Source organism: Allorhizobium paknamense (genome assembly GCF_030815125.1).
In the GTDB taxonomy this organism is placed as follows: Bacteria; Pseudomonadota; Alphaproteobacteria; order Rhizobiales; family Rhizobiaceae; genus Allorhizobium; species Allorhizobium paknamense.
This window is the reverse complement of sequence record NZ_JAUSWH010000003.1, coordinates 67,759-93,643: the sequence shown is the minus strand read 5'-3', so window position 1 is coordinate 93,643 and position 25,885 is coordinate 67,759. Positions and strand designations below refer to the sequence as shown.

Sequence of the window (25,885 nt, the reverse complement as noted above, 5' to 3'; positions counted from 1 at the left end):
CCATTTCTGAAGAGTGGCTTCGATAAAATTCACTTGCGCGGAGCTTCCAATCCGCCCTATCACCCCAAACCCAAGGTCCGGATTTTCGACAAGGATGCTTCATGGCCCGCGATACGATTGACGATACGCCGCTTGCCTCCGTGGACGTTCTGGCGGCTTATCTGGCAGAGGGGTCCAAGCCGCAATCGGCCTTCCGGCTGGGCACAGAGCATGAGAAATTCGGCTTTTATACCCGGGATCTGTCGCCCGTGCCCTATGAGGGCGAAACCGGGATCGGCGCGATCCTCAAGGCCATGCAGGCCCGGCTCGGCTGGGAGCCGATCATGGATGGCGAAAACATCATCGGTCTGGCCGGCGGCAGCGGCCAGGGTGCAATTTCCATCGAGCCCGGCGGCCAGTTCGAGCTGTCGGGCGCGGCCCTTGCCACCTTGCATGAAACGGCCACGGAAACACTCAAGCATATGCAGATGCTGAAAGAGATCTGCGATCCGCTCGGCATCTCCTTCCTGATGGTCGGCGGCAGCCCGCTCTGGCGGCTGGAAGAAACGCCGCGCATGCCGAAAAGCCGCTACGACATCATGACCCGTTATATGCCCAAGGTGGGCAGCAAGGGTCTGGACATGATGTATCGCAGTTCCACCATTCAGGTGAATCTCGACTTTTCCTCGGAAGCCGACATGCGCCGCAAAATGCGGGTGTCGATGAAGCTGCAATCGCTCGCCACCGCCCTCTTTGCCGCCTCGCCCTTTACCAATGGCAGGCCGAACGGCTTCCAGTCCTGGCGCGGCGACATCTGGTCCGACACCGACAACCAGCGCGCCGGGCTCCTGCCCTTCACCTTCCAGCCGGATTTCTGTTTCGGCGATTACGTAAACTGGGCGCTGGACGTGCCGATGTATTTCGTGGTGCGCGACGGCCGTTACCATGACTGTACCCACGTCACGTTCCGGCAGTTCATGAACGGCGCTCTCAAGGGCGCGCTTGCCGCCTGGCAGCCGACCATGGGGGACTGGACCAACCATCTGTCCACCCTGTTTCCCGATGTGCGGCTGAAGCGCTTCCTGGAAATGCGCGGCGCCGATAACGGCCCGGAAAGCCATATTCCGGCGCTGTCCGCCTTCTGGGTGGGGCTGCTCTACGACGATGCCGCACTTGCCAGCGCCGATGAGCTGACATCCGGCTGGGATTTCGAAGCCGTTTCGGCACTGCGCGCCAGCGTGCCGACGGCGGGACTGAAGGCGAAGATCGATGGCCGTAGCCTGCTGGAGATTGCCCGCGACGTGGTGGCGATTTCCCGCTCCGGCCTGAAGAACCGGAACCTTCTGAACGGCAAGGGTGAGGATGAAACCCTCTATCTCGCGCCGCTTGATACGATTCTTGAAAAGGGCCGGACACTGGCTGAGGAGATGCTTGCGCATTATCACGGCGACTGGAACGGCAGTGTGAAGCCTGTTTTCGACGCCTATCGCTATTGATCCCGGCGGCATGGGCGTTCACTGGCCTGAAAACGCTTGAGACTGAAGGATATGCAGTAGGCAAGAATCGTTTTCCCGTTATAGTCGCTGAAAGAAGCGACGGAGTGAGGAAAGCGCCATGATTCCACTGTTTGAAATGATGCTCAGGGCCCAGAACGGAGCAGCGGTGGAGGCCATGGCCAAGCAGTTCGGCCTGGCGCAGGAGCAGGCCGCGCAAGCCTTTGCGGCACTGGCGCCCGCCTTCTCCTCCGGGTTGAAACGGACGGCCGCCAATCCTTATGATCTCTCCGCCCTGTTTTCGGCGATCTATTCCGGCAATTATGCCCGCTATTTCGAAGATCTCGGCAAGGCCTTCACCCCCGAGGGCATTGCCGACGGCAACCGCGTGCTGGAACAGCTCTTCGGCTCAAAGGAGGTGTCACGCGCCATTGCCGCGCAGGCCGCCCAGATCACCGGCATCGGTCAGGATATTCTCAAACGCATGCTGCCGGGCGTGGCCGATACCATCATGGGCGGCTTGTTCAAGCAGGGCATGGGCCAGCTTTCCGATACGCAGAACGCCTTTTCCGGCACGCCCTTCGGCCCCATGGTAGAGCAATGGTTGCAGGCCACCGGCTTCCAGCCGAAGCCCAAGCCGAAGCAGCCCGACCCGATCTTCGACAATCCTTTCGTCAAGGCCTGGCCCTTCGTCAATGCCTGGCAAGACATGGCCGGGATCAAGACGGAGCCGGCAGCCAAAACGGCCAATCCCTTTCTCGACAATCCCTTCGCCAAGGCCTGGACGGATATGGTCAGCGCCTCGCTCGGGCAGGCGCCCAAAACTCCGGAACCGCCCAAGCCCGAACCGCAGGCCGAAGCCAAGGAGGCCATGCGCAGCATGGTCAACACCATGTTCGACAGCGGACTGGAAGTGCAGAAGAGCTACCAGAAAAGCATGGAGCAGATCTTCGAGACCTATATGAAGGGCTCGAAGACGCAGGCCGAACCCGAACCGGTGGAGCCGGAAGGGAAGTGAGATAAAACAGGTTTCCAGTTTTACCGGAGACAGTCTGACGTGTTTTGAGGAAAAGTGGGACACAGGAGCCGACGCTACTGCATAATCTTATCGATCCTCGTTTCACTCCGGTCGAATTATGCTCTAGAGCGTTTCATTGTTTCACGGAAACATTGAAACGCTCTAAGTCTTTGTTTTTACGAATTTTCGGACGGAAAACCGGTTTCCACTTTTCCTGAAAATGCTCTAACGCCCGGCGAGCGCCGCCGCCATCTCGGCATCGGCGTCCAGCCCGTCCAGCCAGCCCACCTGCAATTTCGGCACGGAGGCATAGAGCAGGCGGGAATAGGGATGGCTGCCTTCGCCGCCCAGACGGGACGGATCGGTGATCTCCACATTCTCGCCCTTGTACATCACCATCACCTCGTCACAGATGGAGCGCACGGTGGAAAGATCGTGGCTGATGAAGATGTAGGACAGCGACAATTCCCGCTGCAACTCCTTGAGCAGATCCACCACGGCGGCAGCGACCACCGTGTCCAGCGCGGACGTGATCTCATCGCAGAGAATGAGCTTGGGCTCGGCGGCAAGCGCCCGGGCCAGATTGATGCGCTGCTTTTGCCCGCCGGAAAGCTCGGAGGGGCGGCGGTGCTTCACCGTCTGCGGCAGATGCACCATATCGAGGAGCTGGTTGATGCGCGCCTCGCGCCCCGCGCCCTTCAGGCCGTGATAGAAGGTCAGCGGGCGGCCGAGAATATCGCTGATGGATTTGGCCGGGTTGAGGGCGGTATCGGCGAACTGGAAGATGATCTGCATCTTGCGCAATTCCTCGCGCAGCCGGTGGCGGCCATGGGCGGCAAGCTCCTTGCCGTCGAAAATGATCGAGCCTGAAACCGGCGGCAAAAGCCCGGCAATCACCCGCGCCAGCGTGGACTTGCCGCAGCCGGATTCCCCGATAATGCCGAGATTGCGGCCCGCATCCAGCGAAAATCGCACAGACTTGACGGCCACCATCAGCGGCAGACCGTTGGCCTGTGGCGTACCATACCCGGCCACCACATCCGTCACTTCCAGCAGCGGCCGCTTGATCGGCATATCCACCACGGGCGGCGGCACATAGGCCGCGGGCTCGAAGGCGGCGAGCAATTGCCGTGTATAGGGATGCTGCGGATGGGTGAGCAGGCTTTCCGTCTCGCCCTCCTCCAGCACCTCGCCGCCCTTCAGCACCACGATCCGGTCAGCGATCTGCGCCACCACCGCCAGATCGTGCGACACATAAACGCCTGCCATGCCCCCGGACTTCATCACCGATTTGAAGGCGCGCAGAACCTCGATCTGCGTGGTGACATCCAGTGCCGTGGTCGGCTCGTCGAAGATCACCAGCTTCGGCCCGCCGATCAGCGCCATGGCGGCGGAGAGCCGCTGCAATTGGCCGCCGGAAACCTGGTGCGGATAGCGATCGCCAATCGTTTCCGGGTTTGGCAGCGACAGGGCCCTGAACAGGGCAACGGCCTTTTTCTTCGCCTCGTCCACCGGCATCAGCCCGTGGATGCGCACCACCTCGATCACCTGTTCCATGATGGTATGGGCCGGATTGAACGCGGCTGCCGCACTTTGCGGCACATAGGATACCTGGGTGCCGCGCAACTTGGCCCGCTGCCGTTCGCTCATGGCGCCGATATCCTCGCCCGCCAGCATCACCGAGCCGCCGGAAATGCGGCAGCCTGCGCGGGTATGGCCCATCAGCGACAGGGCAATCGTCGTCTTGCCGGATCCGCTTTCGCCGATCAGCGCCACGATTTCCCCTTCCGCCACCTGCAAGCTGACACCCCGGATGATGTCCATCCTGCGGCCGGAATCGGTTTTGACCTCCACCTTGAGATCGCGAATATCAACGAGATTGGCCATTATGCGCTCCGGTCGCGGATCTTCTTCGGCAGGTTGTCGATCAGGAGATTGACGCTGATGGTGAGCGAGGCAATCGCCAGCGAGGGAAACAGCACCGCCGGTGCGCCAAAGGGCAGGCCGCCGATATTTTCCCGCACCAGCGCCCCCCAATCGGCATTGGGCGGCTGCACGCCAAGCCCCAGGAAGGACAGGCCCGACAACAGCAGCACGATGAAAACGAAGCGCAGGCCGAGATCGGCCAGCACCGGCCCCAGAATATTCGGCAGGATTTCCTCGAAGATCAGATAGGTCAGGCCCTCGCCGCGAATGCGGGCAGCGAAGATGAAATCCATGGTGTTGATATTGACCGCCAGCGCACGCGCGAAACGATAGGCGCCCGGCGTATAGATCACCGCCAGCGTGACGATCAGCACCGGAATGGAGGAACCGACGCCCGCCACCACCACCAGGCCGAAAAGCTTGCTGGGAATGGAGTTCAGGCTGTCGAACAGCCGGCTGAGCACCGTATCCACCCAGCCGCCGATCACCGCCGCCGCCATGCCGATGGCCACGCCGGAAAAGCAGGCAATGGTGACCGCCGCCAGCGAAATGCCGACAGTGTAGCGCGCGCCCATCAGAATGCGCGAGAGGATGTCGCGGCCGAGATAATCCGTACCCATCCAGAACTGGCCGGAGATCGGCCCGAAATAGTCGAAATCGACGATATCGCCGATCGGATAGGGAATGATCCAGGGCGCGGCGATGGCCACCGCCGCCCAGAAAGCAATCACGGCAAAGGCGATAAGCCCGACGAGGTTGATGCGATAGCCGGTGCTGCGGGAGAGTTTTTCCATGGCTCAGCGCAGCCTCGGATTGGAGAGGATGGAAATCACATCCGCAATGGTGATCAGCACGAGATAGCCTGCACAGAAGATGATGGCGCAGCTCTGGATGAGCGGCAGGTCACGGGTGGCCACGGCATCCACCATCAGCTTGGCCACGCCCGGATAGTTGAAAATGGTTTCGACGATGATGACACCGCCAAGCAGATAGGAGAGTGACAGCGCCACCGCATTGGCAATGGGGCCGATGGCGTTGGGCAGCGCATGTTTCAGCACCAGCCGGGCGGGAGAGGCCCCCTTCAGCAGGGCCATTTCCACATAGGGCGTGCTCAGCGTCTCCACCACGGCGGCACGGGTCATGCGGATCATCTGGGCGGAAATCACGAAGCTGAGTGTAATCACCGGCATGGCGAAGACCTTCAGCAATTGCCCGAAGGACTGCACCTCATTGGCCAGCGACAGGGCGGGAAGCCATTTGAGATAGACCGCAAACAGCAGCACGGCGGAGGTGGCGACCATGAATTCCGGCACAGAGATCACCGCAATCGTCATCACCGTCACCAGCCGGTCGAACAGCGAACCGCGCCAGATGGCGGCCAGAATGCCGAGCGTCAGCGCCACCGGCACGGAGAGAAGGGCCGTGACACCCGCAAGCTTCAGCGAATTCAAAAGCCGCGCGCCAATCAACTGTCCCACCGGCATGTTGTTGGCATAGGACATGCCGAAATCGCCGGTGAAGAGACCGGCAATCCAGCGCAGGAAGCGAAAGAGCGCCGGTTCATCGAGATGCATGGCGGTGCGCAGGCCCGCCACTGCCTCCGGTGTGGCGGACTGGCCGAGCAGGATCTGCGCCACGTCACCCGGCAACAGCGCCGTGGCCACGAAGACCGCGAAGGACACGATGGTCAGTGTTACCACGGCAAGACCGATACGGCCGAGCACCAGCGGCAGGACACGGGAGGTCATGGGCGCTTCCCCTTCCCCGACAAGACATGCGTCAAAACAAGACTGAAAGCGTGACGACCAGACACAAGGATCACGGCACGCTTTCGTGGACAGTGGCAGGGGCCCTTTAAGCCCCCGCCGCCGCAATCGCGATCAGGCTTCCAGCCACACATATTCGGCGAAGGCATAGCCCATCATGCCGCCGAGCGGGTTGGCTTCCAGACCCTGAAGCTTGGAGGATATGACATCCACGTTGGAAAGCCAGACGGGAATAGCCGTTCCGGCCTCATTGGCGATCATGGCCTGCATATCGCCATAGATTTCCTTGCGCTTGCCCTGATCCAGCATGCCGCGGGCCTCATGAAGCATCTTGTCGAATTTCTCCGACTTGAACTGGCTTTCGTTCCACGGCGCATCGGAGGCATAGAGCAACGAGAAGAGAATGTCCGGCGTCGGGCGCGGGTTGATATTGCCGAAATGCATCGGCGCCTTCAGCCAATAATTCGACCAGTAGCCATCGGAGGGCACGCGCTGGACATCGAATTTCATGCCGATCTTTTCACCGGCCTGTTGCAGGATCATCGCCATGTCGATGGAGGAGTTGGCGGCATCCGAGGCGACAACCGGAATGGACTGGCCGAGAAGACCCGCCTTCTGGAACAGCGACTTGGCTTTGTCCGGATCGAAGGCCTTCGGCTTCAGCTCGGCATTATAATAGAAGTTCGCGGGCGAAACCGGCTGGTCATTGGCAACCTCGGCCAGACCGCGCAGAGCGGATTTCTGGATCATCTCGCGGTTCAGCAGGTATTTCACGCCCTCGATGAAGCCGGCCTTGTCGCCGGGGCTCATGTCGAGGCGCATGTTGAGATTGGTGTAATTGCCCGAGGTGGTCTTGGAAAGCTTCACATTCGGCTGGCTTTCGGCAAGGCGCGTGGCGCGCGGATTGACCGCCGCACCAAGCTGCACATCGCCGGAAATCACTGCATTGACGCGGGCCGTATCATCGGCAATGGCGAAGAATTCGAAGCTGTCGAGATGGGCGCCCTCGCCCTTCCAGTAGTTCTTGTTGCGGGTGGCGATGGAGCGCACGCCGGGCTCGAACACTTCGCAGACGAAGGCGCCCGTGCCGTTGGCCTTGGTGAAATCCGTAGTGCCGTCGGCAAGGATCATGAAATGGTGCATGCCGAGAATGGTCGGCAGGTCGGCATTGGGATTGGCCAGCGTGATCTCCACCGTCAGATCGTCCACGGCCTTGAAGCCGGTCATCTGCTTGGCCAGCGCATTGACCTTGGAGCCCACCGCCGGGTCGAGATGGCGCTTCAGCGAATAGATGACATCGGCGGAGGTCAGCGTCTTGCCACTGTGGAAGGTCACACCCTTGCGCAGCTTCACGGTCCAGACCTTGGCGTCGGCGCTTTCGATGCTTTCGGCCAGTTCCATCTGCGGCACGCCGCTCTTGTCGATGAAGGTCAGGCGGTTATAGAAGGCGCAGCAGCGGACGTAATCGGTGGAAAGCGAGGCCTTGGCCGGGTCCAGCGTATCGGCGGTGGAGGCGGAAAAGCCTGCGGCCTTCATATTGCCGCCCTTGACGGGCGTTGCCGCCAGCGCCTGGCCGGCGCGGCCCAGAATGGCGCCGCCAGCCGAAAGGGCAACGCCGCCGGCCAGCAGCAATTGCAGAAGCTCGCGGCGGGTGGCGCCGCGGCGAATGGCATGTTCGACCATGGCGTCGTCAGCCGCGGTCCAATTGGTGATCTTGCTGTCTTGCATGACGTTCCCCTTACTTGTTTAGATTTTGACGTCCCGGCTTGTGGCTGCCGGGTTCGCCGATGAATGGCCGGGCTTTCATCCGCCACGGCATGATCTGCTGTCTTCCGAAACAAGCCTCCCGGGCTTGAAACGCGGCAACTTCACCTGGGATGAGGGGAAAAATCCGCGTATCGCTGGCAAACCCCCTCTTTGCGAGGCTGTCGTTCATCAGCTTGATCTTTAGTTTGGCAAGATCGGGGCCGGTTTTTAGCCGAAACCCGATCACCACACGGCAGAAAATTGCGAATCTCGCGCACTGGCGATATTTCGGGCCGCACCGGCCTGGACATGTCAGGCGAGCCCGCCGATGTGGAAGCTCTTCAATTCCAGATATTCCTCAATGCCGGCCTGAGCGCCCTCCCGGCCGAGACCGGATTGCTTGACGCCGCCAAAGGGCGCAACCTCGGTGGAAATGGCCCCGGTATTGAGGCCGACCATGCCGAATTCCAGCGCTTCGGCCACCCGCCAGGAGCGCTTGAGACTTTCCGTGTAGAAATAGGCGGCAAGGCCGAAGGGCGTGCCATTGGCAATGGCAAGGGCCTCCTCCTCCGTCTCGAAGCGGAAAAGCGGCGCGACGGGGCCGAAGGTTTCCTCCACGGCCAATTGCATGCCCGTGGTCGCCCCGGTCAGCACCACCGGCGCGGTATATTGCGCGCCGTCCGGAAGCAGGTGCGGCGTGGTGATGATCTCAGCCCCCTTGGCAAGCGCGTCTTCCACATGGCGGTTGATCTTGGCAATCGCCGCTTCGTTGATCATCGGGCCGATAGTGACGCCCGCCTGCGTGCCCGGACCCACCTTCATGGCATTGACCCGGGCGGCAAGCCGGGCGGCAAAATCATCGTAAACGCTGGCCTGCACCAGAATGCGGTTGGCGCAGACGCAGGTCTGCCCGCCGTTGCGGAATTTCGAGACGATCGCTCCTTCCACCGCCAGATCGAGATCGGCATCCTCGAAGACGATGAAGGGCGCATTGCCGCCAAGCTCCAGCGACAGCCGCTTGACGCTATCGGCAGCCCCCCGCATCAGCAGCGATCCGACGCGGGTGGAGCCGGTGAAGGAAATTTTCCGCACCGTCTCATTGGCCATGATCTCATTGCCGATCTCTGCGGGCATGCCGGTCACAATGTTGATGACGCCCGCCGGAATGCCCGCCCGCTCGGCCAAGACGCCGAGCGCCAGTGCCGAAAACGGCGTGAATTCCGAGGGCTTGATCACCACCGTGCAGCCAGCCGCGAGGGCGGGCGCGACCTTGCGGGTGATCATGGCATTGGGGAAGTTCCAGGGGGTGATGATGCCACAGACGCCAACCGGCTCCTTCAGCACGACGATGCGCCGATCCGGCGTGGGGGATGGAATCGTGTGGCCGCCGATGCGGCGGGCCTCTTCGGCGAACCACTTGACGAAGGATGCGCCGTAACGGATTTCGCCCTTTGCCTCCTCCAGCGGCTTGCCCTGTTCCAGTGTCAGGAGCAGGCCGAGATCCTCGACATGCTCGATCATCAGCGCAAACCATGTTTCAAGAAGCGCTGCACGTTCGCCATGGGTCTTCTGCTTCCAGGCCGGAAAAGCGTCATTGGCGGCCTCTATGGCGGCGCGGGTCTCGTCGCCGCCCATATCCGGCACCATGCCCATCACCTTTCCCGTGGCGGGGTTGATGACCTCCACCACCTTGCCGGAGGCGGCGGACCGCCAGTGGCCACCAATCAGACCCTGCTCGCGAAACAGCATTTTGTCTTTCAACTCGGACATGGAAAACCCCGGCCTTTAGAATAGTTGATTTCAAAGCGCGATGAGCACGCTCTTGGATTTCAGATTGGCAAGATAGGCTTCGCGGCCCAGATCCTTGCCGATGCCGGAGCGCTTGTAGCCACCGGTGGGCAGGATGTGATCGCGCGAGCGGCTATAGCGATTGACCCAGACTGTGCCCGCCTGAAGCCTGCGGGTCAGCCTGACCGCCCGCGACAGATCGCGGGTGAAGAGCCCTGCCGCAAGTCCATAGGTGGGGTGGTCGGCGAGCGCCATCGCCTCCTCTTCGTCGCGGAAGGTTTGCAGTGTCAGCACCGGGCCGAAGATTTCCTCCAGCACGGCCGGCGAAGACGGGGTAACGCCGGCGAGGAGTGTCGGCTGGTAGAAATAGCCTTCATGCTGCATGACGCGCCCGCCCGTCACGCAATCCGCGCCTGCGGCAATGGCCGACTGAACGATGCCATCCATGCGTGACAGCTGCTTTTGCGAGATGATCGGGGCATAGCGCGTCGCTTCATCCCACGTCGGCCCCGGCCTTGCGGCCTGCATGCGCGCCACGATCAGAGCCGACAGCGCCTCTGCCACACTCTCCTCGACGATCAGCCGCGAGCCCGCCACGCAGGCCTGTCCAGCATTGAAGAGAATGCTGGTGGCAATCGCATCTGCCGTCTTGTCCAGATCGGCATCGGCAAAGACCACTTGCGGGCTCTTGCCACCCAGTTCCAGCGTCATCGGCTTGATGCCGGTGCGGGCGACATTGGCCATGATCGCCTCGCCCGCGCCGGTGGAGCCGGTGAACGAGATCTTGGCGATCTCCGGATGGCCGGTCATGGCATTGCCGGTGACGGGACCATCCCCCAGCACGATATTGATGAGACCGGCCGGAATCCCCGCTTTGACCGAAAGCTCCGCAAGGCGAATGCTGGAAAAGGGCGTCATTTCCGAGGGTTTCAGCACCACGGCATTGCCCGCCGCCAGCGCTGGCCCCAGCTTCCAGCCCGCCATGGAGACCGGAAAGTTCCAGGGCGTGATGGCGCCGACCACGCCGTAGGGTTCGCTGATCGTCATGCCGAGGCTTGCGCCATCCGTCGGCACCACGTCGCTGCCTTCCTTGTCGGCAAATTCCGCGAAGAAGCGGATCTGCTCGGCGGTGACGGCAATGTCGCCCGCGATCAATTGCCCGATGGGCCGGGTGGAGGAGAGCGCCTCCAGCCTTGCCAACGGCTCGGCCTCCGCCTCGATCAGATCGGCCCAGGCCTGCATGGCCCGCACCCGCTCCCGCGGGCGCATCGTGGCCCAGCCGCTCTCCTTCAGCGCCGCCTTCGCGGCCTCGACGGCCTGATCGACGGTGTCAGCAGCAGCCTTCGGACAGGCGGCATAGGCACGCCCGTCCGATGGCCGCCGCATCTCGATTTCGCCGGGCGCGGGGTGCAGCCTGCCGCCGATGAAATGGCCGATAGGCAGGTCGATGCTGTCAGGATCGAAGCTCAGGCCCATGGCGCTCAATCCACCACGACATAGATCTTGCGCACGGTCTCGATGGTGCGCCAGGTGCCGACAAAGCCGGGCTTCATCACGAAGCTGTCGCCCGCCTTGTAGGTATAGGTTTCGCCGTTCTTTTCGGTGATTTCCACCAGACCTTCGAGAATGGTGCAGAATTCGAAGCGCTCACCCTTGATGGAATGGGTCAGGCCCGGCGTCGCTTCCCAGATGCCTGTCAGCACCTTGCCTTCCTTCGAAGCGTCCTGCGCCCAGGTCTTGAAGGCGGGATCGCCCTCGATCAGCCGGTCGGGATCGGGCTTGGCGTGCTTGGGCTCGAAGGCGGGATGAAGATCGAGGGTCTTGATGAGGGCCATGGGACTGTCCTTTTGGAAATTAGAGCATAATCCGACCGGAGTGAAACGAGGATCGACAAGATTATGCTTCAAAAATAAAATGTTAGAGCGCCGATCTGATTCAATCAGATCGGCGCTCTAATAACCGCGCTGACGGTCCACGAGACCTTCGGGGGCAAGCCCCGCCTCATGGCGGCGAATGGCGGCAATGACGGAGCGGGCTGCCGTTTCCGGCTGGGTGACACTGGCGATATGCGGGGTGACGATGACCCTGGGATGATGCCAGAGCGGGTGATCGGCGGGCAGCGGTTCGGGATCGGTCACATCCAGCACCGCGCCGGACAGATGACCGCTTTCCAGCGCCGCCAGCAGGGCAGGCTGGTCCAACTGCGGCCCGCGCCCCGCCTGCACCAGGGATGCGCCTTCCGGCAGCATGGCGAAAAGGTCTGCATTGAGAAAACTGCGCGTTTCCTGCGTCAGCGGCAGAAGGCAGATCAGCGTATCGGTTTCCTTCAGAAGCTGCGGCAGGGCCTCCACGCCATGGCGGCAATCGACGCCGTCGATCTGCCGCTCTGACCGGCTCCAGCCCTGAAGAACAAAGCCAAAGGGCTTCAGCCGCTCCAGCACGGCACTGCCCAGCATGCCGAGCCCCAGCACGGTGACGCGCCGCTCAGGCGCCTGAAGCACGGCATGGCTTTTCCATTCCCCCGCCCGCTGCTGGGCCAGATAGACCGGCAGGTTGCGATGGAGCATGAGAACGGCAAGCGCCACATATTCCTGCATCATCCGCACGATGCCTTCTTCCACCATGCGCACGATCTTGACCTGCGGCGGCACGAGGTCGTGATTGAACTGATCGACGCCCGCGCCAATGGAAAACAGGATGTCGAGATTTTCGTAGCGCGCCAGATCCTCCGGCACCGTCCAGGTGATGAGATAGCGCACCGCTTTCGGGTCAACGTCCGCCGCGCCGATATGGAAGGGCAAATCCGGCAGCGCCTCGGCAAAGGCCGCCCGGAAGATCGCGCCCCGCGCTGCATCGGAATTGAAAAGAAAGGCCATGGGCACATCCTGTTTGCGTTCAGCAGATTGTGCCGCAGCGAGGCGGTAGAAGACGCTGAATCCGGGACAGACGACGGCACATCCGGCTGAAAAGCGGCTTAGGACGGATCGAAATTCAGGCTGGAGGGAGGCGAAAACGGTGATTTTCGAGAACCGGAACGGAGTGTACTTAAGGTACATGAGTACCGGAAGCTGAGACAAATTGCCGTTTGCAGCCCGCTCAAGCCTGAATGTCGATCCGTCCTAAAATAAGTGCGCCGCAAGCCGCTCCAGCATCGCCTCGCAGGCGATGAGTTCATCCCGGGTGATGAACTCATCCGGCTTATGGGCGCGGGCAATGTCGCCGGGGCCGCAGATGATCGCTTCCATGCCTGCCTGCTGGTAGAGACCGGCTTCCGTGCCATAGCTGACGGCGGCCAGCGGTTCCTGGCCGGAGATCTCCCGCGCCAGCGCTGCCAGCGCCGAGGTGGGATCAAGCGCCAGCGCCGGGTACTCGCTGAGCAGCACCCAGTCCACGCCATAGCCAGCCTCCGTCAGCGCCTCAGCCGCACGCTCGACCGGGTGCAGCAGGTCCTTTGGCGACTGGCCGGCAATGGCGCGCACCTCAAGCTCGATGCGCGCGTCGGCGGGAATGATGTTGACCGCCTGCCCGCCGGAGATCACGCCCACCTGCAAGGTGGAGTAAGCGGGCGCGAAGGTAGGATCGAAAGGCCCCTTTTCCAGCGCCGCGCTGACGGAGAGGCAGGTGGACAGCACCTGCGAGAGCCCGTGAATGGCATTGAGCGCCAGATCGGGCCGCGAGGAATGGCCGGATTTGCCGGTGACCGTCAGCCGGGCCGCCGCCTTGCCCTTATGCGCCAGAATGGGCTGAAGCCCGCTCGGCTCGCCGATAATCGCGCCGAGCGGCATGTCGCACAACGCCGGCAAATGCGCCAGAAGATGCGGCACGCCCCGGCATCCGGCCTCCTCGTCATAGGAAAAGGCGAGATGCAGCGGCCTTTTCAGGCGCTTGCCCGCAAGTTTCGGCAGAAGGGCGAGCGAGGCGGCAAGAAAGCCCTTCATGTCGCTGGTGCCGCGCCCGTAGAGCCGCGCACCCTCCTGCCTCAGGGTAAAGGGATCGCTCGTCCATTGCGGCTCGTCGGCGCGCACCACGTCCATATGGCCGGAGAGGATATAGCCGCGCGCGTCCACCGGCCCCAGCGTGATGAAGAGATTGGCGCGGTCGCCTTCCGGCCCGGGAAGCAGATGCACAGCGGCGCCATGGGTGCTGGCATAATCGGCAATCCAGCCGGCAATGGCGTGGTTCCCCGTGCCGACCAGCGAGGGAAAGCCGATGAGCTTTTCCAGCAATGCCACGCAATCCATGTTTCACCTCGTTCCTGACTGTCGCCGTTGAAGAGTTTTATCCGCTCAAGGGAGTTTTGCCTGCTCCACTTGGCCTCACTTCGGCAAAACCTGCCGGGAAGGCGTGGAATAGAAGTTGAATATGTTGCCGCTACCGCCGCAGAATGATCCGTAAAACAGGGTGTAAAATAAACAGGGAAGGAGAGACCCGTGGCGGTAGGCAACTCGATCCAGATCGAATCCTTCGCGTTTGAACTGGCCGATATTGCCGATATTCCCGTGGAGGCGTTGCATGCGCTCTCCATTGGCGTGCGCTGGCCGCACCGCCCGGAGGACTGGGCTTTCCTGAAGGCGTTCGGGCAGGGCATCGTTGCACGCGACGGGATCGGCCGCGTGATGGGCACGGCCATGTGGTTTCCCATGCAGGACGATTTCGCCACCATCGGCATGGTCATCACCTCGCCGCGCCTGCAAACGCAGGGCACTGGCCGCTGGATGATGGATCATGTGCTGGAGCGCACGCAGGGCTTGCGGCTGGGACTGAGCGCGACGGCGGCGGCAAAGCGGCTCTATCTATCCCTCGGCTTCAATGTGGAAGCGACCGTCTATCAATGCCAGGGAGAGGCGTCATACGCTGCAACCGAGACGCCGGAATGTGCGATCCGCAGCCTCGGCACGGCGGATCTGGCCGCCATGGTGGCGCTGGACAAGGCGGCCTTTGGCGCGGGGCGGGAACCGCTGATGACCATGCTGCTTGCCCACTCAACGGCGATCGGCCTTGAACGGAATGGAAAACTCCAGGCCTTTTCGCTCTGCCGCCCCTTCGGTCGCGGACATGTGATAGGCCCGGTGGTGGCCGCCAATGATTCGGATGCGATTGCCGTGACGGCGCCGCATGTGGCGGCGCATCAGGGGCAATTCCTGAGACTGGATACCCGCCAGGCCACCGGGGCTTTCGCCGCCTTTGTCCAGCAAAGCGGGCTCACCGTCTTCGATACCGTCACCACCATGTCGCTTCATGCGCCCTGGCCAGTTGTGGGCGGCGAGACGGGACGCATGCTGACCTATGCCCTGGCCAGCCAGGCGGTGGGCTGAGCGCTCTAGCATTTTATTTTTGAAGCATAATTTTATCGATCCTCGTTTCACTCCGGTCGAATTATGCTTTAAAAGTCAAGTTTGCACGCTTCTTCGCGCTTTCAACCCCAACCTGTTGATTAATTTCTATTTTCTCTCCGAAGACCTGAAATGCGAGCTCTGCGTTTTTGGAATAGCTGAAGATTTTTCGCCGTGCGATAAGACCTCTTGTGCATTCCGCAACCTTTCATTAACAGACATCGCTTACCTGCCCGGGCCCGGCCATTCCACGATGCGCCGGCCAAAGTGAGTTGTGAGTAGATGCCGCAAATTATGCCTTCCATTGCCACCTTCCACGCGAAGATTGAAAGCTTCTGTGAGGTGCGCCTTGCCCCTGTTCTGGGCAAGCAAGATTATACCAACCTGCGCAGCTATATGCTGAGCCTGACCATGCGCCGCGCACTGCCGCCGCTGCATGCAGGGCGTTTGAACTGGCGCGAAATCGGCGCCACCTGTCAGTTGAGCGAGGATGGGCTGAAGGTTGCCAAGCGCGAGGCGCGCCATGGCTTCGAAGCCCTGATGCGCTGGATCAACGGTCCGAAGAAGCCGAAGCAGGTGGTCAAGCCTGTGGCTGTCGTGGCCGCCAAGCCGTTTACGCTGCGCCCGGCCCAGCCGCTGCGCCGCCCGCTGGAAAAGCCCGCAGCCAATGCCAACACCGTTGCCAAGCCCGCAGCCCAGCCGCTGCGCCGCGTTGTCGGTGGCAAAGGCTACTGAAGACCGGAAAAGGGTTTTCTCGAAAATAGAAAAAAGGCGGCTTTTAGAGCATTTTCCGGAAAAGTGGAAACCGGTTTTCCGTCCGGAAATGCGTAAACAAAAAGCCGCCTTTTTCATGCGATTTTCAGCCGTTGCGGAAGGCGTAGCCATAGCCGTTCAGCGCCGGTGCTCCGCCGAGATGGGCGTAGAGAACCTTCGAGCCTTCCGGGAAATAGCCCTTCTTCACCAGATCGATCATGCCCTGCATGGATTTGCCCTCATAGACCGGATCGGTAATCATGGCCTCCAGCTTCGCGACAAGGCGAATGGCCTCCTTGGTCTCTTCCGAGGGCACGCCATAGACGGGATAGGCGTAATCCTCGATCAGCACTACGTCCTCTGCCGTGATCTCGCGGCCAAGCTCCACCAGGTCGGCGGTGCGCTTTGCAATCTCCAGCACCTGGGCGCGGGTCTTCTCCGGGGTGAAGGAGGCGTCGATGCCGATCACCCTGTTTGCGCGGCCATCCTTGGCAAAGCCCACCGTCATCCCGGCATGGGTGGAGCCGGTGACGGTGCAGACGACGATATAGTCGAACTTGAAGCCAAGCTCCTCTTCCTGCTTGCGCACCTCTTCGGCAAAGCCGACATAGCCGAGGCCGCCATATTTATGGACGGAGGCGCCGGCGGGAATGGGATAAGGCTTGCCGCCCTTGGCCTTCACATCCTCGATGGCGTCTTCCCAGCTCTTGCGGATGCCGATGTCGAAGCCGTCATCCACCATCTGCACATCCGCGCCCATGATGCGCGACAGCATGATATTGCCGACGCGGTCATAAACCGCATCCTCATGCGGCACCCAGGCTTCCTGCACCAGACGGCACTTGAAGCCGATCTTGGCGGCAACCGCGGCGATCATGCGGGTGTGGTTGGACTGCACGCCGCCGATGGAGACCAGAGTATCGGCATTGGAGGCGATGGCATCGGGAATGATATATTCCAGCTTGCGCAGCTTGTTGCCGCCATAGGCAAGGCCGGAATTGCAATCATCGCGCTTGGCGTAAATCTGCACCTTGCCGCCAAGATGGTCGGTGAGGCGTTGCAGCTTTTCGATGTGGGTGGGGCCGAAGGTGAGCGGATAGCGTTCGAATTTTTCCAGCATGGTCTTTCCGGTGTTGCAAGGGTGAAACCGAGGGAAAGACTAGCGGAAGCAGGATGAAACGTCCTTTCTAATTCTCTGTGCAATTTTCCTCATTGACTACGCTTCTTCCTCTCATTTACTCAATATCCACCAATATTCCATTGCTTTTCGAAAGCTTCTTTCATGGCAGAACCGCTCGACCGCATCGATCTGAAAATCCTGCGCCTGTTGCAAAAGGATGGGCGGCTGACCAATGCGGAGCTGGCGGAAACCGTCGCCATCAGCCCCGCGACCTGCCACCGCCGGATCCAGCGGCTGTTTCGGGATGGCTACCTCACCGGGGTGCGGGCGCTGGTGGACCCATCAAAACTCGATCTCGGCACGCTGGTCATGGTCGGCGTGGTGCTGGACCGCTCGACGCCGGACAGTTTTGCTGATTTCGAAACCGCAGCCGCAAAGCTGAGCTGCGTGCTGGATTGTCATCTTGTGGCGGGGGATTTCGATTACTTCCTGAAAATCCGCGTCGGCGACATGGCCGATTTCAATCGCATCCATGGCAGCCAGTTGATCGCACTGCCCGGCGTGCGCCAGACCCGCACCTTCTTCGTGATGAAAGAGGTGGTCGATAACAGGCCCTTGGATTTTTGATCACGCAGTTTCGACGGATCGGGCAAAGGCCGCCAGCACCATGCGCTCGGAGCGCTGGAGATAGGCGTCGAGTGAGGCGGCCGCTTCGGCTGACTTGCCCGCCAGCACCAGTTCGAGGATTTCCCGGTTGAGCGGCACGAAGGGTGCATGCAGCAGTTCGGGATCGGCCAGCAGCCCGAAACTCAGGCGCAGTTCGGCGGCGATGCGGGCGTAAAAATCATTGAGGCGGCTGCTATCGGCCAGATCGACGATGGCGCCGTGGAAGCGCATATTGGCGCTGCCCACGCCCTGCCAGTCCTCGGCCTTCAGACAGGCATGGGCCTGCTCCACCGCCTGCCCCATGCGCCTGACCGCCGGATGATGGGGAAAGGCCTGCTCCAGTGCCCGGCACTCCACCAGCCGCCGCACACGGTAGATATCGATGATCGACGCCATGCTGGGGGTGGCGACGAAGACGCCGCGATTGGCCTCATGATGCAGAAGCCCGTCCTTGGTCAGCAACCGGAACGCTTCCCGCAGCGAATTGCGCGACACGTCGAGCTGGCTGCTGAGGGATGCCTCCGAAAGACGCTGCCCCGGTTTTAATTCGCCAGCAATCAGCCTGTCGCGGATCTGGCCGGCCAGCCGTTCGGCAAGGGAAAGCGCTTCGTTCTCTTCAGTCATGGCACGGTCCTGTTGTTGCGAGGACTATTGCCGATGCCCCGATTACCGGCAAGTGAGCCGCCCGCAGCACCGCATCTTTGCACAAGCAATGCGCAATCGCTGATCAAGGCTTGCGCAATGCGCTGCACAATTGAACAATATTGCAGAGCAATATCGAATTATTGTTCAACAATATTGACGGACCCGTAAAACATGGCAGAGTGATGGCCACAACATCCGCGAGGGGCGGATGACAAGAACAAGGACATCGCCATGCAACATACGGCACCGGGCCAGACCAGCCCAGAAAAGGCAGAGAGCAGCAAGAGCCGTCGCAATTCCCTGATGGCCGCCATTTTCCTGATGGCGACCTCGGCAATCGGGCCGGGCTTCATTACCCAGACCGCCACGTTCACGGCCTCTCTCGGGGCAGCGTTCGCCTTTGGCATTCTTGCCTCGGTGCTGATCGATTTCGTGGTCCAGCTCAATATCTGGCGGATCGTGACGCTCACCAAGCGGCGCGCCTCCGACATTGCCAATGCCGCCATTCCCGGCTCCGGCTATCTGCTTGCCGTTCTGGTGATTGTCGGCGGGCTATTTTTCAACATCGGCAATATCGGCGGCAGCGGCCTTGGGCTCAATGCCATGCTGGGCCTCGATCCCAAGATCGGCGGCGGCATCAGCGCACTGATTGCCATCGGCATTTTTCTGTCGCGCCGCGCCGGGCTGCTGGTGGACCGTTTCATCATCCTCGCCGGGGTGATGATGATCGCCTTGACGCTGTTTGTCGCCATCGTCTCGGGACCGCCGGTCGGTCAGGCGCTTTATGAAGCGGTCCTGCCCTCCACCATCAATTTTGCGGCCATCGTCACCATCGTTGGCGGCACCGTGGGCGGCTATATCACCTATTCAGGGGCGCATCGCCTGCTGGACAAGGGCATGGTGGGCCGTGAAAATCTCGCCGCCGTCAATCGCGCCGCCCTCACCGGCATTGCCGTCACCGGCCTTATGCGCTTCGTGCTGTTCCTCGCCGTTCTCGGCGTCGTGGCAGGTGGCCTCGTCATCGACACCTCGGGCAAGGGCGCGAACCCGGCAGCGCAGGCGTTCCAGGCGGCGGCTGGCGATCTGGGCCTGCGTATTTTCGGCGTCATTCTCTGGGCGGCGGCCATTACCAGCGTCATCGGCGCAGCCTACACGTCCGTCTCCTTCCTCACCGTCTTCAAGCAGGACATGAGCGACCGCGCCCGCAATATGGCAACGGTGATCTTCATTGCCGTCTCGCTGTTCTTCTACGTGGTCATCACCACGCCGCCTGCCCAGATGCTGGTGTTTGTCGGCGGTCTCAACGGCCTTATCCTGCCCATCGGCTTTTCCATTTTCATCTATGCCGCGTGGAAGCGTCAGGATCTCATGGAAGGATACAAATATCCGGCATGGCTGCTGGTGCTCGGCGCGCTGACCGCCGCCCTGACCTGGTATATGGGCTATAAGGCCATCGGCCCGATCTTCGCCCTGCTCGGCCTTTAATTCAAGGAGGAAACCATGCCCGCCATCGATCTCAACAGCGACCTTGGTGAAAGCTACGGCGCCTGGCGCATGGGCGATGACGCCGCCATGCTGGCCGTCGTCTCCAGTGCCAATATTGCCTGCGGTTTCCATGCCGGCGATCCGGCTGGAATCTATCGGACGGTGAAGGCCGCCGCCGACAGGGGCGTGGTTATCGGCGCGCATGTCTCCTACCCCGATCGCGTCGGCTTTGGCCGCCGCGATCTGGATGTCACCAGCGAAGAACTGATCGGTGACGTCATCTACCAGATCGGCGCGCTGAAGGGTCTTGCCGCTGCCGCAGGCACCACGGCACGCTATGTGAAGCCGCATGGCGCGCTCTATAACCGCATCGCCCACGACCCGAAACAGGGTCAGGCGGTGATCGCCGCCATCAAGGCCATCGATCCCTCGCTGGTGCTGATGGGCCTTGCCAATGCGCCGATCCTCGATCTGGCGCAGAAATCCGGCCTCAAGACCGTCGCGGAAGCCTTTGCCGACCGCGCCTATACGCCGAAGGGCGAGCTTGTCTCCCGCCGCGAGGCAGGCGCCGTGCTGCATGACACGCAAAAAATCGCCGATCGCATGGTGCAGCTTGCCCGGGAAGGCACACTGGAGGCCATTGACGGCAGCATCATCAAAATCGAGGCGCAGTCCATCTGCGTGCATGGTGACAGCCCCGGCGCGGTAGCGATTGCCGAGACGATTGCCAAGCGGTTTGCAGCCGAAGGCATTGCCGTGTCGTCCTTTGTTCCAACGGTTTGAGGCTGCCATGATATCCAGGGATTATCTCTCGCATGTGGATGCGACGGCAGCACGCGACGCCCGTGGCCGCTACCGCGCAGGCGCGGTGGCGCCGACGGCGGGCGTTGCGCCGGGCTTTACCCAGGCCAATATGATCGTGCTGCCGCGCGACTGGGCCTTTGATTTTCTGCTCTATGCGCAGCGCAATCCAAAGGCCTGCCCGGTTCTCGATGTGTCCGATCCCGGCTCGCGCCGCACGGAACTGGCGCCCGATGCCGATCTTGCCACGGACCTGCCGCTTTACCGCATCTGGCGTGACGGCAAGCTTGTCGAAGAAACGGCCGATGCCCGTGCGGCCTGGGGCGAGCATCCCGATCTCGTCAGCTTCCTGATCGGCTGCAGCTTTACCTTCGAGACGCCGATGGTGGAGGCGGGCATCGAAATCCGCCACATCACCGACAAGACCAATGTGCCGATGTATCTGACCAACCGCGCCTGCCGCCCGGCGGGCCGGTTGACCGGCAATATGGTCGTCTCCATGCGGCCCATTCCGGCGAGCCGCGTGGCGGATGCGGCAACGATTTCCGGGCGCTTTCCTGCCGTTCACGGCGCGCCCGTGCATGTCGGCGCGCCTCACGATATCGGCATTGCCGATCTGGCGAAGCCGGATTTCGGCGATGCCGTGCGCATCGAGCCCGGTGAAGTGCCGGTCTTCTGGGCCTGTGGCGTCACCCCGCAAGCCGCCGTGATGGCCTCGAAAGTGCCCTTTGCCATTACCCATGCGCCGGGGCACATGTTCATCACCGACATTCCCGATTCCGCCTATCACGCCTGAGGTTTCCATGCGCTTTCTTCCCGTCAGCCTGACGACGATCCTGGTGGAACTGGCCGATCTCGACGAGACGCTGGCGCTGTTCGCTTCGCTTGAGGCCGATCCTGTCATCGGCATCGAGGAAATGGTGCCCGCCGCGCGCACGCTGATGATCCGTTTCCGACCGGAAAAAATCAGCGCCGAGACGCTGGCGGGAGAGATAGCGGGGCGCGATCTTTCCGCGAAAATCCCGCCCTCCGACAAGCTTGTCGACATTCCCGTCACCTATGATGGCGAGGATCTGCCCGACGTGGCGGAACTGACGGGGCTTTCGGTGGAAGAGGTGATCCGCCGCCACACGGAGAGCCTGTTTACGGTGGCCTTTTGCGGCTTTGCGCCGGGTTTCGGCTATCTGGTCGGCGGCGATCCCAAGCTGCATGTGCCGCGCCGCAAGAGCCCGCGCACGCGCATTCCCGCAGGCTCCGTAGCGCTGGCGGGGGCCTTTAGCGGAGTTTATCCGCAAAACAGTCCCGGCGGCTGGCAGTTGATCGGCTCGACGCCGCTGAAAATGTGGGACATCAACCGCGATCCCGGCGCGCTGTTCCAGCCGGGCTACCGGGTGCGCTTCATCGACATGGCGAAGGAAAAGACCGTGATCCCCGTCGAGGCTGCGAAGGCCGAGCCGGAACCGATCCCGGAAAACGCCCCGCAGATCAGGGTTCTGGCCGCGCCCATGCCGCCCGTGTTTCAGGATCTGGGCCGCTTCGGCCAGACGGGTCAGGGGGTTTCGGCGTCAGGCGCACTGGATCGTAGCAGCTTCAATGCCGCCAACCGCATTGTCGGCAATCCGTTCAACACGCCGGCACTTGAAGTGACCCTTGGCGGCTTTTCCTTCGAGGTGACCTGCCGTGCCGTGATCGGCCTTGCCGGTGCGCCCTGCCCGATCAGCATTCGGGACGTATCCGGCAGGATGACGGAGGCGCAAGCCTACCAGCCGGTGTCGCTGGAGGCTGGCGATGTGGTGACGCTCGGTCATCCGGCCCGCGGGATGCGGTCCTATCTCGCCGTGCGCGGCGGCTTTGCCGTAAAGCCGGTGCTGGGCAGCGCCGCCACCGATACGCTGGCCGTGGTCGGGCCGGAGCCGGTCACGGCTGGAACCGTGCTGGCGCTGCAAGGAGATCGCCGCGGCCTTACGGCGGTCTCCATCGATGAACTGCCAGCCTTCGACCTGCCCGCCGCGAAGGAAGAGGTGGTGCTGGATGTGGTGCTTGGACCGCGCGCCGACTGGTTTACCGAAAAGGGTCTTGCAACACTGACGGCGCAGAGCTTTCAGGTCACGCCGCAATCGAGCCGGGTCGGCATCCGGCTCTCCGGCGAGATCGCCATCGAGCGCAAGGACAGCGCCGAACTGCCCAGCGAAGGCACGGCAACGGGGGCGATTCAGGTGCCGCATAGCGGACAGCCGGTGCTGTTTCTGGCCGATCACCCGCTCACCGGCGGTTATCCTGTCATCGGGGCGGTGGCCGAGCACCATCTCGACCTTGCCGGTCAAATTCCCATTCACGCGACGATCCGCTTCCGGCCTCTGAAGGCTTTCGCAGAGATCGCGCCACACCAAAAATAAGAGGAGACATCCATGAAGAAAGTGCTGATCGCCAATCGCGGCGAGATCGCGCTGCGCGTCATCCGCGCCTGCCGGGATTATGGGCTGCAATCGGTGGCCGTCTATGCCGATCCCGACGCCGAGGCACTGTTCGTCAAACATGCCGATGAGGCCTATGGGCTTTCCGGCAGCCGCCCGGCGGAAACCTATCTCGATATTGAAAAGCTGATCGCCATTGCCAGACGCTCCGGCGCCGATGCCGTGCATCCCGGCTATGGCTTTCTCTCCGAGCGGGCGGAATTCGCGAAAGCCGTTCTCGATGCCGGGTTGATCTGGATCGGCCCGAAGCCGGAGGTGATCGAAGCCTTGGGCGACAAGGTGAAGGCGCGTGACATTGCAAAACAAGTCGGCGCGCCGCTGGTGGCGGGCAGCGACGGCCCCGTTTCATCGGCTGCCGAAGTCGTTGCCTTTGCAGAACAATACGGCCTTCCCGTCGCGATCAAGGCCGCCCATGGCGGCGGCGGGCGCGGGTTGAAAGTGGCTTGGAAGCTGGAAGAGGTGGCCGAGCTTTACGGGTCCGCCGTGCGCGAGGCAACGGCTGCCTTTGGCCGGGGCGAATGTTTTCTGGAGCGGTTTCTTGACCGTCCGCGCCATATCGAGGCGCAGATTCTGGCCGATACCCATGGCAATGTCGTGGTGATGGGCACGCGGGATTGTTCGCTGCAACGGCGCAACCAGAAACTGGTGGAAGAGGCCCCTGCCCCCTTCATCAGCGAGGCGCAGCGGCAGAAAATTCATTCGGCGGCCAAGGCCATCTGCGCGGCAGCGGGCTATACCGGAGCCGGTACGGTGGAATTCCTGCTGGGCGTCGATGGCACGATTTCCTTCCTGGAGGTCAATACGCGGCTGCAGGTGGAGCATCCGGTGACGGAAGAAACCACCGGCACCGATCTGGTCATCGAACAGTTCCGCATCGCCGAGGGGCTGCCGCTCAGCATCACCGAGACGCCCGTACCGCGCGGCCATGCCATCGAATTCCGCGTCAATGCCGAAGACCCCGGTCGGGGCTTCCTGCCGACGCCGGGCAAGATTGCGGTTTTCGATGCGCCTTCCGGTCCCGGCATTCGCCTCGATAGCGGCGTGGTGAGCGGCTCCACCATTCCAGGGCTTTACGACAGCCTCGTCGCCAAGCTGATCGTGACCGGCGCGACCCGCGAACAGGCATTGCAAAGGGCAAGGCGGGCGCTCAAGGAGTTCACCATCGACGGCGTGGCGACCGTTCTGCCCTTCCACCGCGCCGTGCTGGAGGAAAAGGACTTTACTGGCGAAGACGGCTTCAAGGTGCATACCCGCTGGATCGAGACGGATTTTGCCGGACATCTGGACGCAATGGCACGGCCTGAGCCCGTTGCGGATGACGGGTTGATGCGGATGGACATCGAAATCGACGGCAAGCGTCACCGCATTGGTCTTCCGGCGGGTCTGCTGGCAGGCAGGGGCAACCTGACCGCGGCCCCTGCCGCTGCACCGGCGGGCGCTCCGTCAGCGGATGCCGTGACGGCCCCGGTTTCCGGCACGCTCCAGGCCTATAAGGCAGAGGATGGGGCCGCGGTCGCCAAGGGTGATCTGCTGGCGGTGATGGAGGCCATGAAAATGGAAACGCAGGTTTTTGCCGCGCGTGATGGGGTGTTCCACCGTCAGGCCGTCGAAGGAAGCTATCTGGCAGCGGGCGAGGTCGTCGCGCGAATCATCTGACATTTTCGTGATAAAAACGGCGTCAGGTGATCAGCCGTTACGAGCCGCCCCTTCAAAGGGCGGCTTTTTCGCGTCGTCATCCTTTGTGAATCACCTTGTCCACACGTTTTGCGTCTGAAAAACATCCCGCCTCTCCCTCCGTTGGAAGGTTGGTGTTAACCATTAGTTAACCATAACATACGTAGAGATGGTGGTCTTGGAGACTTCGTGTTTTAGGAATCACTGAAACTATTTAAGGATCGCTGCGACAGCAAGGATTCGGACTGAGAACAATCCTCGTTCGTCGTGATCGAGAACACAGCAGGCGGACGGCATGAAAGCCCCATCATCACCCCGTCAGCACGCTTTACCGGCAGCAGCCCTTCTGGTGCTGTTGCTGCAAGGCTGTGCCAGCACCGACGCCGCCCGGCCATTGCAGGGTGCGCGGCTGGTGGAGGCTGATCAGGCCATGATCCTGCCGCCGCCGGGCAGCCATGGCGTTCAAGGAGTGATCGAAAAGCGTGGCACCAATGTAACCGAGCAGCGCGTGTTGCTGGATACGCAGTCCGCGGTGCCGGGGCAGAATTATCTCGATGTGAAGCTCTACGGCGCCGACCCGTCGGACAATAGCAGCTATCGCCGCTTTACGCAGGCGCGCCTGCAAAACGAAGCCTATAATGCTACCAATGGCGTGGCGAGGCAGCCATCGGCGCTTTTCGTGCAGAACAGTTACGGCCCGTTCGGCTACGCCTCCGGCAAAGGGCCGAGCGGCGATACCTGCATTTATGGCTGGCAGCAGATCCGCAGCCCGGAAAATCTGCGCTCGTCGCTTGGCAATCTCGGCATCGTCCAGGTCCGCGCCCGGCTGTGCGACCGGCTGGCGGGAGAGAGCGAGCTTTTGAAGACCATGCTCGGCTACACCATTACCGGCGGCTATGGCTCGGAAGCCTGGAACCCCTATGGCAAGCCGAAATCGGCAGAAGCCGTGCTCACCGGCACGGTACAGCCGATGTCAGCGGCCTTCCAGCCCTCCCCGGACCCTGCCGCCACAGCCTCGATCCCGGCCCCTACGGTGGTGCGGCAGGCAAAACCGATCACAGCCGCAGCCGTGCCGCAGAGCATGATGGAACCGGCACTGAGAGGGCCTGCCGTTCCCCTGCCCGGCCCGGCGACCGGCCAGACAGTTCCAGCGGCAGGGGTAAAGCCTGCGAGCGCAGGCGGCACGGTGATGGTACCGATGCCGCCGGAAAAATGACA

General features: G+C 61.9%; 23 protein-coding genes. 11 read left to right on the top strand and 12 right to left on the bottom strand.

The window, feature by feature from the left end; genetic code table 11:
- The first annotated feature begins 101 nt into the window (after positions 1 to 101).
- Together QO005_RS06315 and QO005_RS06310 are read left to right on the top strand one after the other, a co-directional pair.
- Positions 102 to 1,475 carry a glutamate--cysteine ligase gene (locus tag QO005_RS06315; RefSeq protein ID WP_307157153.1) on the top strand — a complete coding sequence of 458 codons (1,374 nt, stop codon included), beginning with the start codon at positions 102 to 104 and terminating at the stop codon, positions 1,473 to 1,475.
- 118 nt (positions 1,476 to 1,593) lie between these two features.
- The gene (locus QO005_RS06310; RefSeq protein ID WP_307157152.1) at positions 1,594 to 2,490 is read left to right on the top strand and encodes a DUF937 domain-containing protein; all 897 of its coding nucleotides are present in this window, start codon (positions 1,594 to 1,596) and stop codon (positions 2,488 to 2,490) included.
- A 225-nt stretch (positions 2,491 to 2,715) separates the two neighbouring features.
- Here the strand turns inward: QO005_RS06310 and QO005_RS06305 are convergent, their stop codons facing one another.
- From QO005_RS06305 to argE, 10 genes are all read right to left on the bottom strand, one after another.
- On the bottom strand, positions 2,716 to 4,377 hold the full coding sequence (locus QO005_RS06305; protein ID WP_307157151.1) for an ABC transporter ATP-binding protein: 1,662 nt from the start codon (positions 4,375 to 4,377) through the stop codon (positions 2,716 to 2,718).
- The gene (locus QO005_RS06300; protein ID WP_307157150.1) at positions 4,377 to 5,210 is read right to left on the bottom strand and encodes an ABC transporter permease; all 834 of its coding nucleotides are present in this window, start codon (positions 5,208 to 5,210) and stop codon (positions 4,377 to 4,379) included. The genes QO005_RS06305 and QO005_RS06300 overlap by 1 nt, the downstream gene beginning before the upstream one ends.
- A 3-nt stretch (positions 5,211 to 5,213) precedes the next feature.
- On the bottom strand, positions 5,214 to 6,164 hold the full coding sequence (locus QO005_RS06295) for an ABC transporter permease (protein WP_307157149.1): 951 nt from the start codon (positions 6,162 to 6,164) through the stop codon (positions 5,214 to 5,216).
- A gap of 132 nt (positions 6,165 to 6,296) precedes the next feature.
- Complete coding sequence (locus QO005_RS06290) at positions 6,297 to 7,910, bottom strand: ABC transporter substrate-binding protein (protein WP_307157148.1); 1,614 nt, start codon at positions 7,908 to 7,910, stop codon at positions 6,297 to 6,299.
- A 10-nt stretch (positions 7,911 to 7,920) separates the two neighbouring features.
- On the bottom strand, positions 7,921 to 8,118 hold the full coding sequence (locus QO005_RS06285; RefSeq protein WP_307157147.1) for a hypothetical protein: 198 nt from the start codon (positions 8,116 to 8,118) through the stop codon (positions 7,921 to 7,923).
- Positions 8,119 to 8,240: 122 nt separating this feature from the next.
- Positions 8,241 to 9,698, bottom strand: coding sequence for an NAD-dependent succinate-semialdehyde dehydrogenase (locus QO005_RS06280; RefSeq protein ID WP_307157146.1), 1,458 nt, complete (start codon positions 9,696 to 9,698; stop codon positions 8,241 to 8,243).
- 30 nt (positions 9,699 to 9,728) lie between these two features.
- On the bottom strand, positions 9,729 to 11,192 hold the full coding sequence (locus tag QO005_RS06275; protein ID WP_307157145.1) for an aldehyde dehydrogenase family protein: 1,464 nt from the start codon (positions 11,190 to 11,192) through the stop codon (positions 9,729 to 9,731).
- Between the two features lie 5 nt (positions 11,193 to 11,197).
- Positions 11,198 to 11,551 carry a cupin domain-containing protein gene (locus QO005_RS06270; protein WP_307157144.1) on the bottom strand — a complete coding sequence of 118 codons (354 nt, stop codon included), beginning with the start codon at positions 11,549 to 11,551 and terminating at the stop codon, positions 11,198 to 11,200.
- A 117-nt stretch (positions 11,552 to 11,668) separates the two neighbouring features.
- Entirely contained in the window at positions 11,669 to 12,592 is a 924-nt protein-coding gene (locus tag QO005_RS06265; protein WP_307157143.1) for a 2-hydroxyacid dehydrogenase, read from the bottom strand.
- 243 nt (positions 12,593 to 12,835) lie between these two features.
- Positions 12,836 to 13,957 (bottom strand): acetylornithine deacetylase, encoded by a 1,122-nt coding sequence (argE, locus tag QO005_RS06260; protein ID WP_307157142.1) that lies wholly within the window; start codon positions 13,955 to 13,957, stop codon positions 12,836 to 12,838.
- A gap of 189 nt (positions 13,958 to 14,146) precedes the next feature.
- Here argE and QO005_RS06255 point away from each other — a divergent pair, with 189 nt between their 5' ends.
- Together QO005_RS06255 and QO005_RS06250 are read left to right on the top strand one after the other, a co-directional pair.
- The gene (locus QO005_RS06255) at positions 14,147 to 15,031 is read left to right on the top strand and encodes a GNAT family N-acetyltransferase (RefSeq protein ID WP_307157141.1); all 885 of its coding nucleotides are present in this window, start codon (positions 14,147 to 14,149) and stop codon (positions 15,029 to 15,031) included.
- A 300-nt stretch (positions 15,032 to 15,331) separates the two neighbouring features.
- Positions 15,332 to 15,784 (top strand): hypothetical protein, encoded by a 453-nt coding sequence (locus tag QO005_RS06250; RefSeq protein ID WP_307157140.1) that lies wholly within the window; start codon positions 15,332 to 15,334, stop codon positions 15,782 to 15,784.
- A gap of 124 nt (positions 15,785 to 15,908) precedes the next feature.
- Here the strand turns inward: QO005_RS06250 and QO005_RS06245 are convergent, their stop codons facing one another.
- Entirely contained in the window at positions 15,909 to 16,922 is a 1,014-nt protein-coding gene (locus tag QO005_RS06245) for a 1-aminocyclopropane-1-carboxylate deaminase (protein ID WP_307157139.1), read from the bottom strand.
- Positions 16,923 to 17,084: 162 nt separating this feature from the next.
- Here QO005_RS06245 and QO005_RS06240 point away from each other — a divergent pair, with 162 nt between their 5' ends.
- Positions 17,085 to 17,549 (top strand): Lrp/AsnC family transcriptional regulator, encoded by a 465-nt coding sequence (locus tag QO005_RS06240; protein WP_307157138.1) that lies wholly within the window; start codon positions 17,085 to 17,087, stop codon positions 17,547 to 17,549.
- Here QO005_RS06240 and QO005_RS06235 read toward each other — a convergent pair whose 3' ends face one another.
- Positions 17,550 to 18,212, bottom strand: a complete 663-nt coding sequence (locus QO005_RS06235; protein WP_307157137.1) for a GntR family transcriptional regulator — start codon at positions 18,210 to 18,212, stop codon at positions 17,550 to 17,552.
- A 252-nt stretch (positions 18,213 to 18,464) separates the two neighbouring features.
- Here QO005_RS06235 and QO005_RS06230 point away from each other — a divergent pair, with 252 nt between their 5' ends.
- The 6 genes from QO005_RS06230 (at position 18,465) to bcsN (ending at position 25,883) form a co-directional block, all read left to right on the top strand.
- Complete coding sequence (locus tag QO005_RS06230; protein ID WP_307157136.1) at positions 18,465 to 19,718, top strand: NRAMP family divalent metal transporter; 1,254 nt, start codon at positions 18,465 to 18,467, stop codon at positions 19,716 to 19,718.
- A 15-nt stretch (positions 19,719 to 19,733) separates the two neighbouring features.
- Positions 19,734 to 20,501 (top strand): LamB/YcsF family protein, encoded by a 768-nt coding sequence (locus QO005_RS06225; protein WP_307157135.1) that lies wholly within the window; start codon positions 19,734 to 19,736, stop codon positions 20,499 to 20,501.
- A gap of 7 nt (positions 20,502 to 20,508) precedes the next feature.
- Positions 20,509 to 21,315: a putative hydro-lyase gene (locus tag QO005_RS06220; protein WP_307157134.1), complete on the top strand. Its 807-nt coding sequence runs from the start codon at positions 20,509 to 20,511 to the stop codon at positions 21,313 to 21,315.
- Between the two features lie 7 nt (positions 21,316 to 21,322).
- On the top strand, positions 21,323 to 22,915 hold the full coding sequence (locus QO005_RS06215) for a 5-oxoprolinase subunit B/C family protein (protein WP_307157133.1): 1,593 nt from the start codon (positions 21,323 to 21,325) through the stop codon (positions 22,913 to 22,915).
- A gap of 12 nt (positions 22,916 to 22,927) precedes the next feature.
- The gene (locus tag QO005_RS06210; RefSeq protein WP_307157132.1) at positions 22,928 to 24,649 is read left to right on the top strand and encodes an acetyl/propionyl/methylcrotonyl-CoA carboxylase subunit alpha; all 1,722 of its coding nucleotides are present in this window, start codon (positions 22,928 to 22,930) and stop codon (positions 24,647 to 24,649) included.
- Positions 24,650 to 24,962: 313 nt separating this feature from the next.
- A complete protein-coding gene (gene bcsN, locus QO005_RS06205; RefSeq protein WP_307157131.1) occupies positions 24,963 to 25,883 on the top strand; it encodes a cellulose biosynthesis protein BcsN in 921 nt (306 codons plus the stop codon).
- Positions 25,884 to 25,885: the final 2 nt, after the last annotated feature.

Coding starts and splice junctions, on each gene's coding strand:
- QO005_RS06250 (WP_307157140.1), top strand. CDS start 15,332: ATGCCGCAAATTATGCCTTCCATTGCCACCTTCCACGCGAAGATTGAA.
- QO005_RS06305 (WP_307157151.1), bottom strand. CDS start 4,377: ATGGCCAATCTCGTTGATATTCGCGATCTCAAGGTGGAGGTCAAAACC.
- QO005_RS06240 (WP_307157138.1), top strand. CDS start 17,085: ATGGCAGAACCGCTCGACCGCATCGATCTGAAAATCCTGCGCCTGTTG.
- QO005_RS06215 (WP_307157133.1), top strand. CDS start 21,323: ATGCGCTTTCTTCCCGTCAGCCTGACGACGATCCTGGTGGAACTGGCC.
- QO005_RS06285 (WP_307157147.1), bottom strand. CDS start 8,118: ATGAACGACAGCCTCGCAAAGAGGGGGTTTGCCAGCGATACGCGGATT.
- QO005_RS06290 (WP_307157148.1), bottom strand. CDS start 7,910: ATGCAAGACAGCAAGATCACCAATTGGACCGCGGCTGACGACGCCATG.
- QO005_RS06270 (WP_307157144.1), bottom strand. CDS start 11,551: ATGGCCCTCATCAAGACCCTCGATCTTCATCCCGCCTTCGAGCCCAAG.
- QO005_RS06235 (WP_307157137.1), bottom strand. CDS start 18,212: ATGACTGAAGAGAACGAAGCGCTTTCCCTTGCCGAACGGCTGGCCGGC.
- QO005_RS06275 (WP_307157145.1), bottom strand. CDS start 11,192: ATGGGCCTGAGCTTCGATCCTGACAGCATCGACCTGCCTATCGGCCAT.
- argE (WP_307157142.1), bottom strand. CDS start 13,957: ATGGATTGCGTGGCATTGCTGGAAAAGCTCATCGGCTTTCCCTCGCTG.
- QO005_RS06315 (WP_307157153.1), top strand. CDS start 102: ATGGCCCGCGATACGATTGACGATACGCCGCTTGCCTCCGTGGACGTT.
- QO005_RS06310 (WP_307157152.1), top strand. CDS start 1,594: ATGATTCCACTGTTTGAAATGATGCTCAGGGCCCAGAACGGAGCAGCG.
- bcsN (WP_307157131.1), top strand. CDS start 24,963: ATGAAAGCCCCATCATCACCCCGTCAGCACGCTTTACCGGCAGCAGCC.
- QO005_RS06300 (WP_307157150.1), bottom strand. CDS start 5,210: ATGGAAAAACTCTCCCGCAGCACCGGCTATCGCATCAACCTCGTCGGG.
- QO005_RS06265 (WP_307157143.1), bottom strand. CDS start 12,592: ATGGCCTTTCTTTTCAATTCCGATGCAGCGCGGGGCGCGATCTTCCGG.
- QO005_RS06220 (WP_307157134.1), top strand. CDS start 20,509: ATGATATCCAGGGATTATCTCTCGCATGTGGATGCGACGGCAGCACGC.
- QO005_RS06245 (WP_307157139.1), bottom strand. CDS start 16,922: ATGCTGGAAAAATTCGAACGCTATCCGCTCACCTTCGGCCCCACCCAC.
- QO005_RS06280 (WP_307157146.1), bottom strand. CDS start 9,698: ATGTCCGAGTTGAAAGACAAAATGCTGTTTCGCGAGCAGGGTCTGATT.
- QO005_RS06210 (WP_307157132.1), top strand. CDS start 22,928: ATGAAGAAAGTGCTGATCGCCAATCGCGGCGAGATCGCGCTGCGCGTC.
- QO005_RS06230 (WP_307157136.1), top strand. CDS start 18,465: ATGCAACATACGGCACCGGGCCAGACCAGCCCAGAAAAGGCAGAGAGC.
- QO005_RS06225 (WP_307157135.1), top strand. CDS start 19,734: ATGCCCGCCATCGATCTCAACAGCGACCTTGGTGAAAGCTACGGCGCC.
- QO005_RS06295 (WP_307157149.1), bottom strand. CDS start 6,164: ATGACCTCCCGTGTCCTGCCGCTGGTGCTCGGCCGTATCGGTCTTGCC.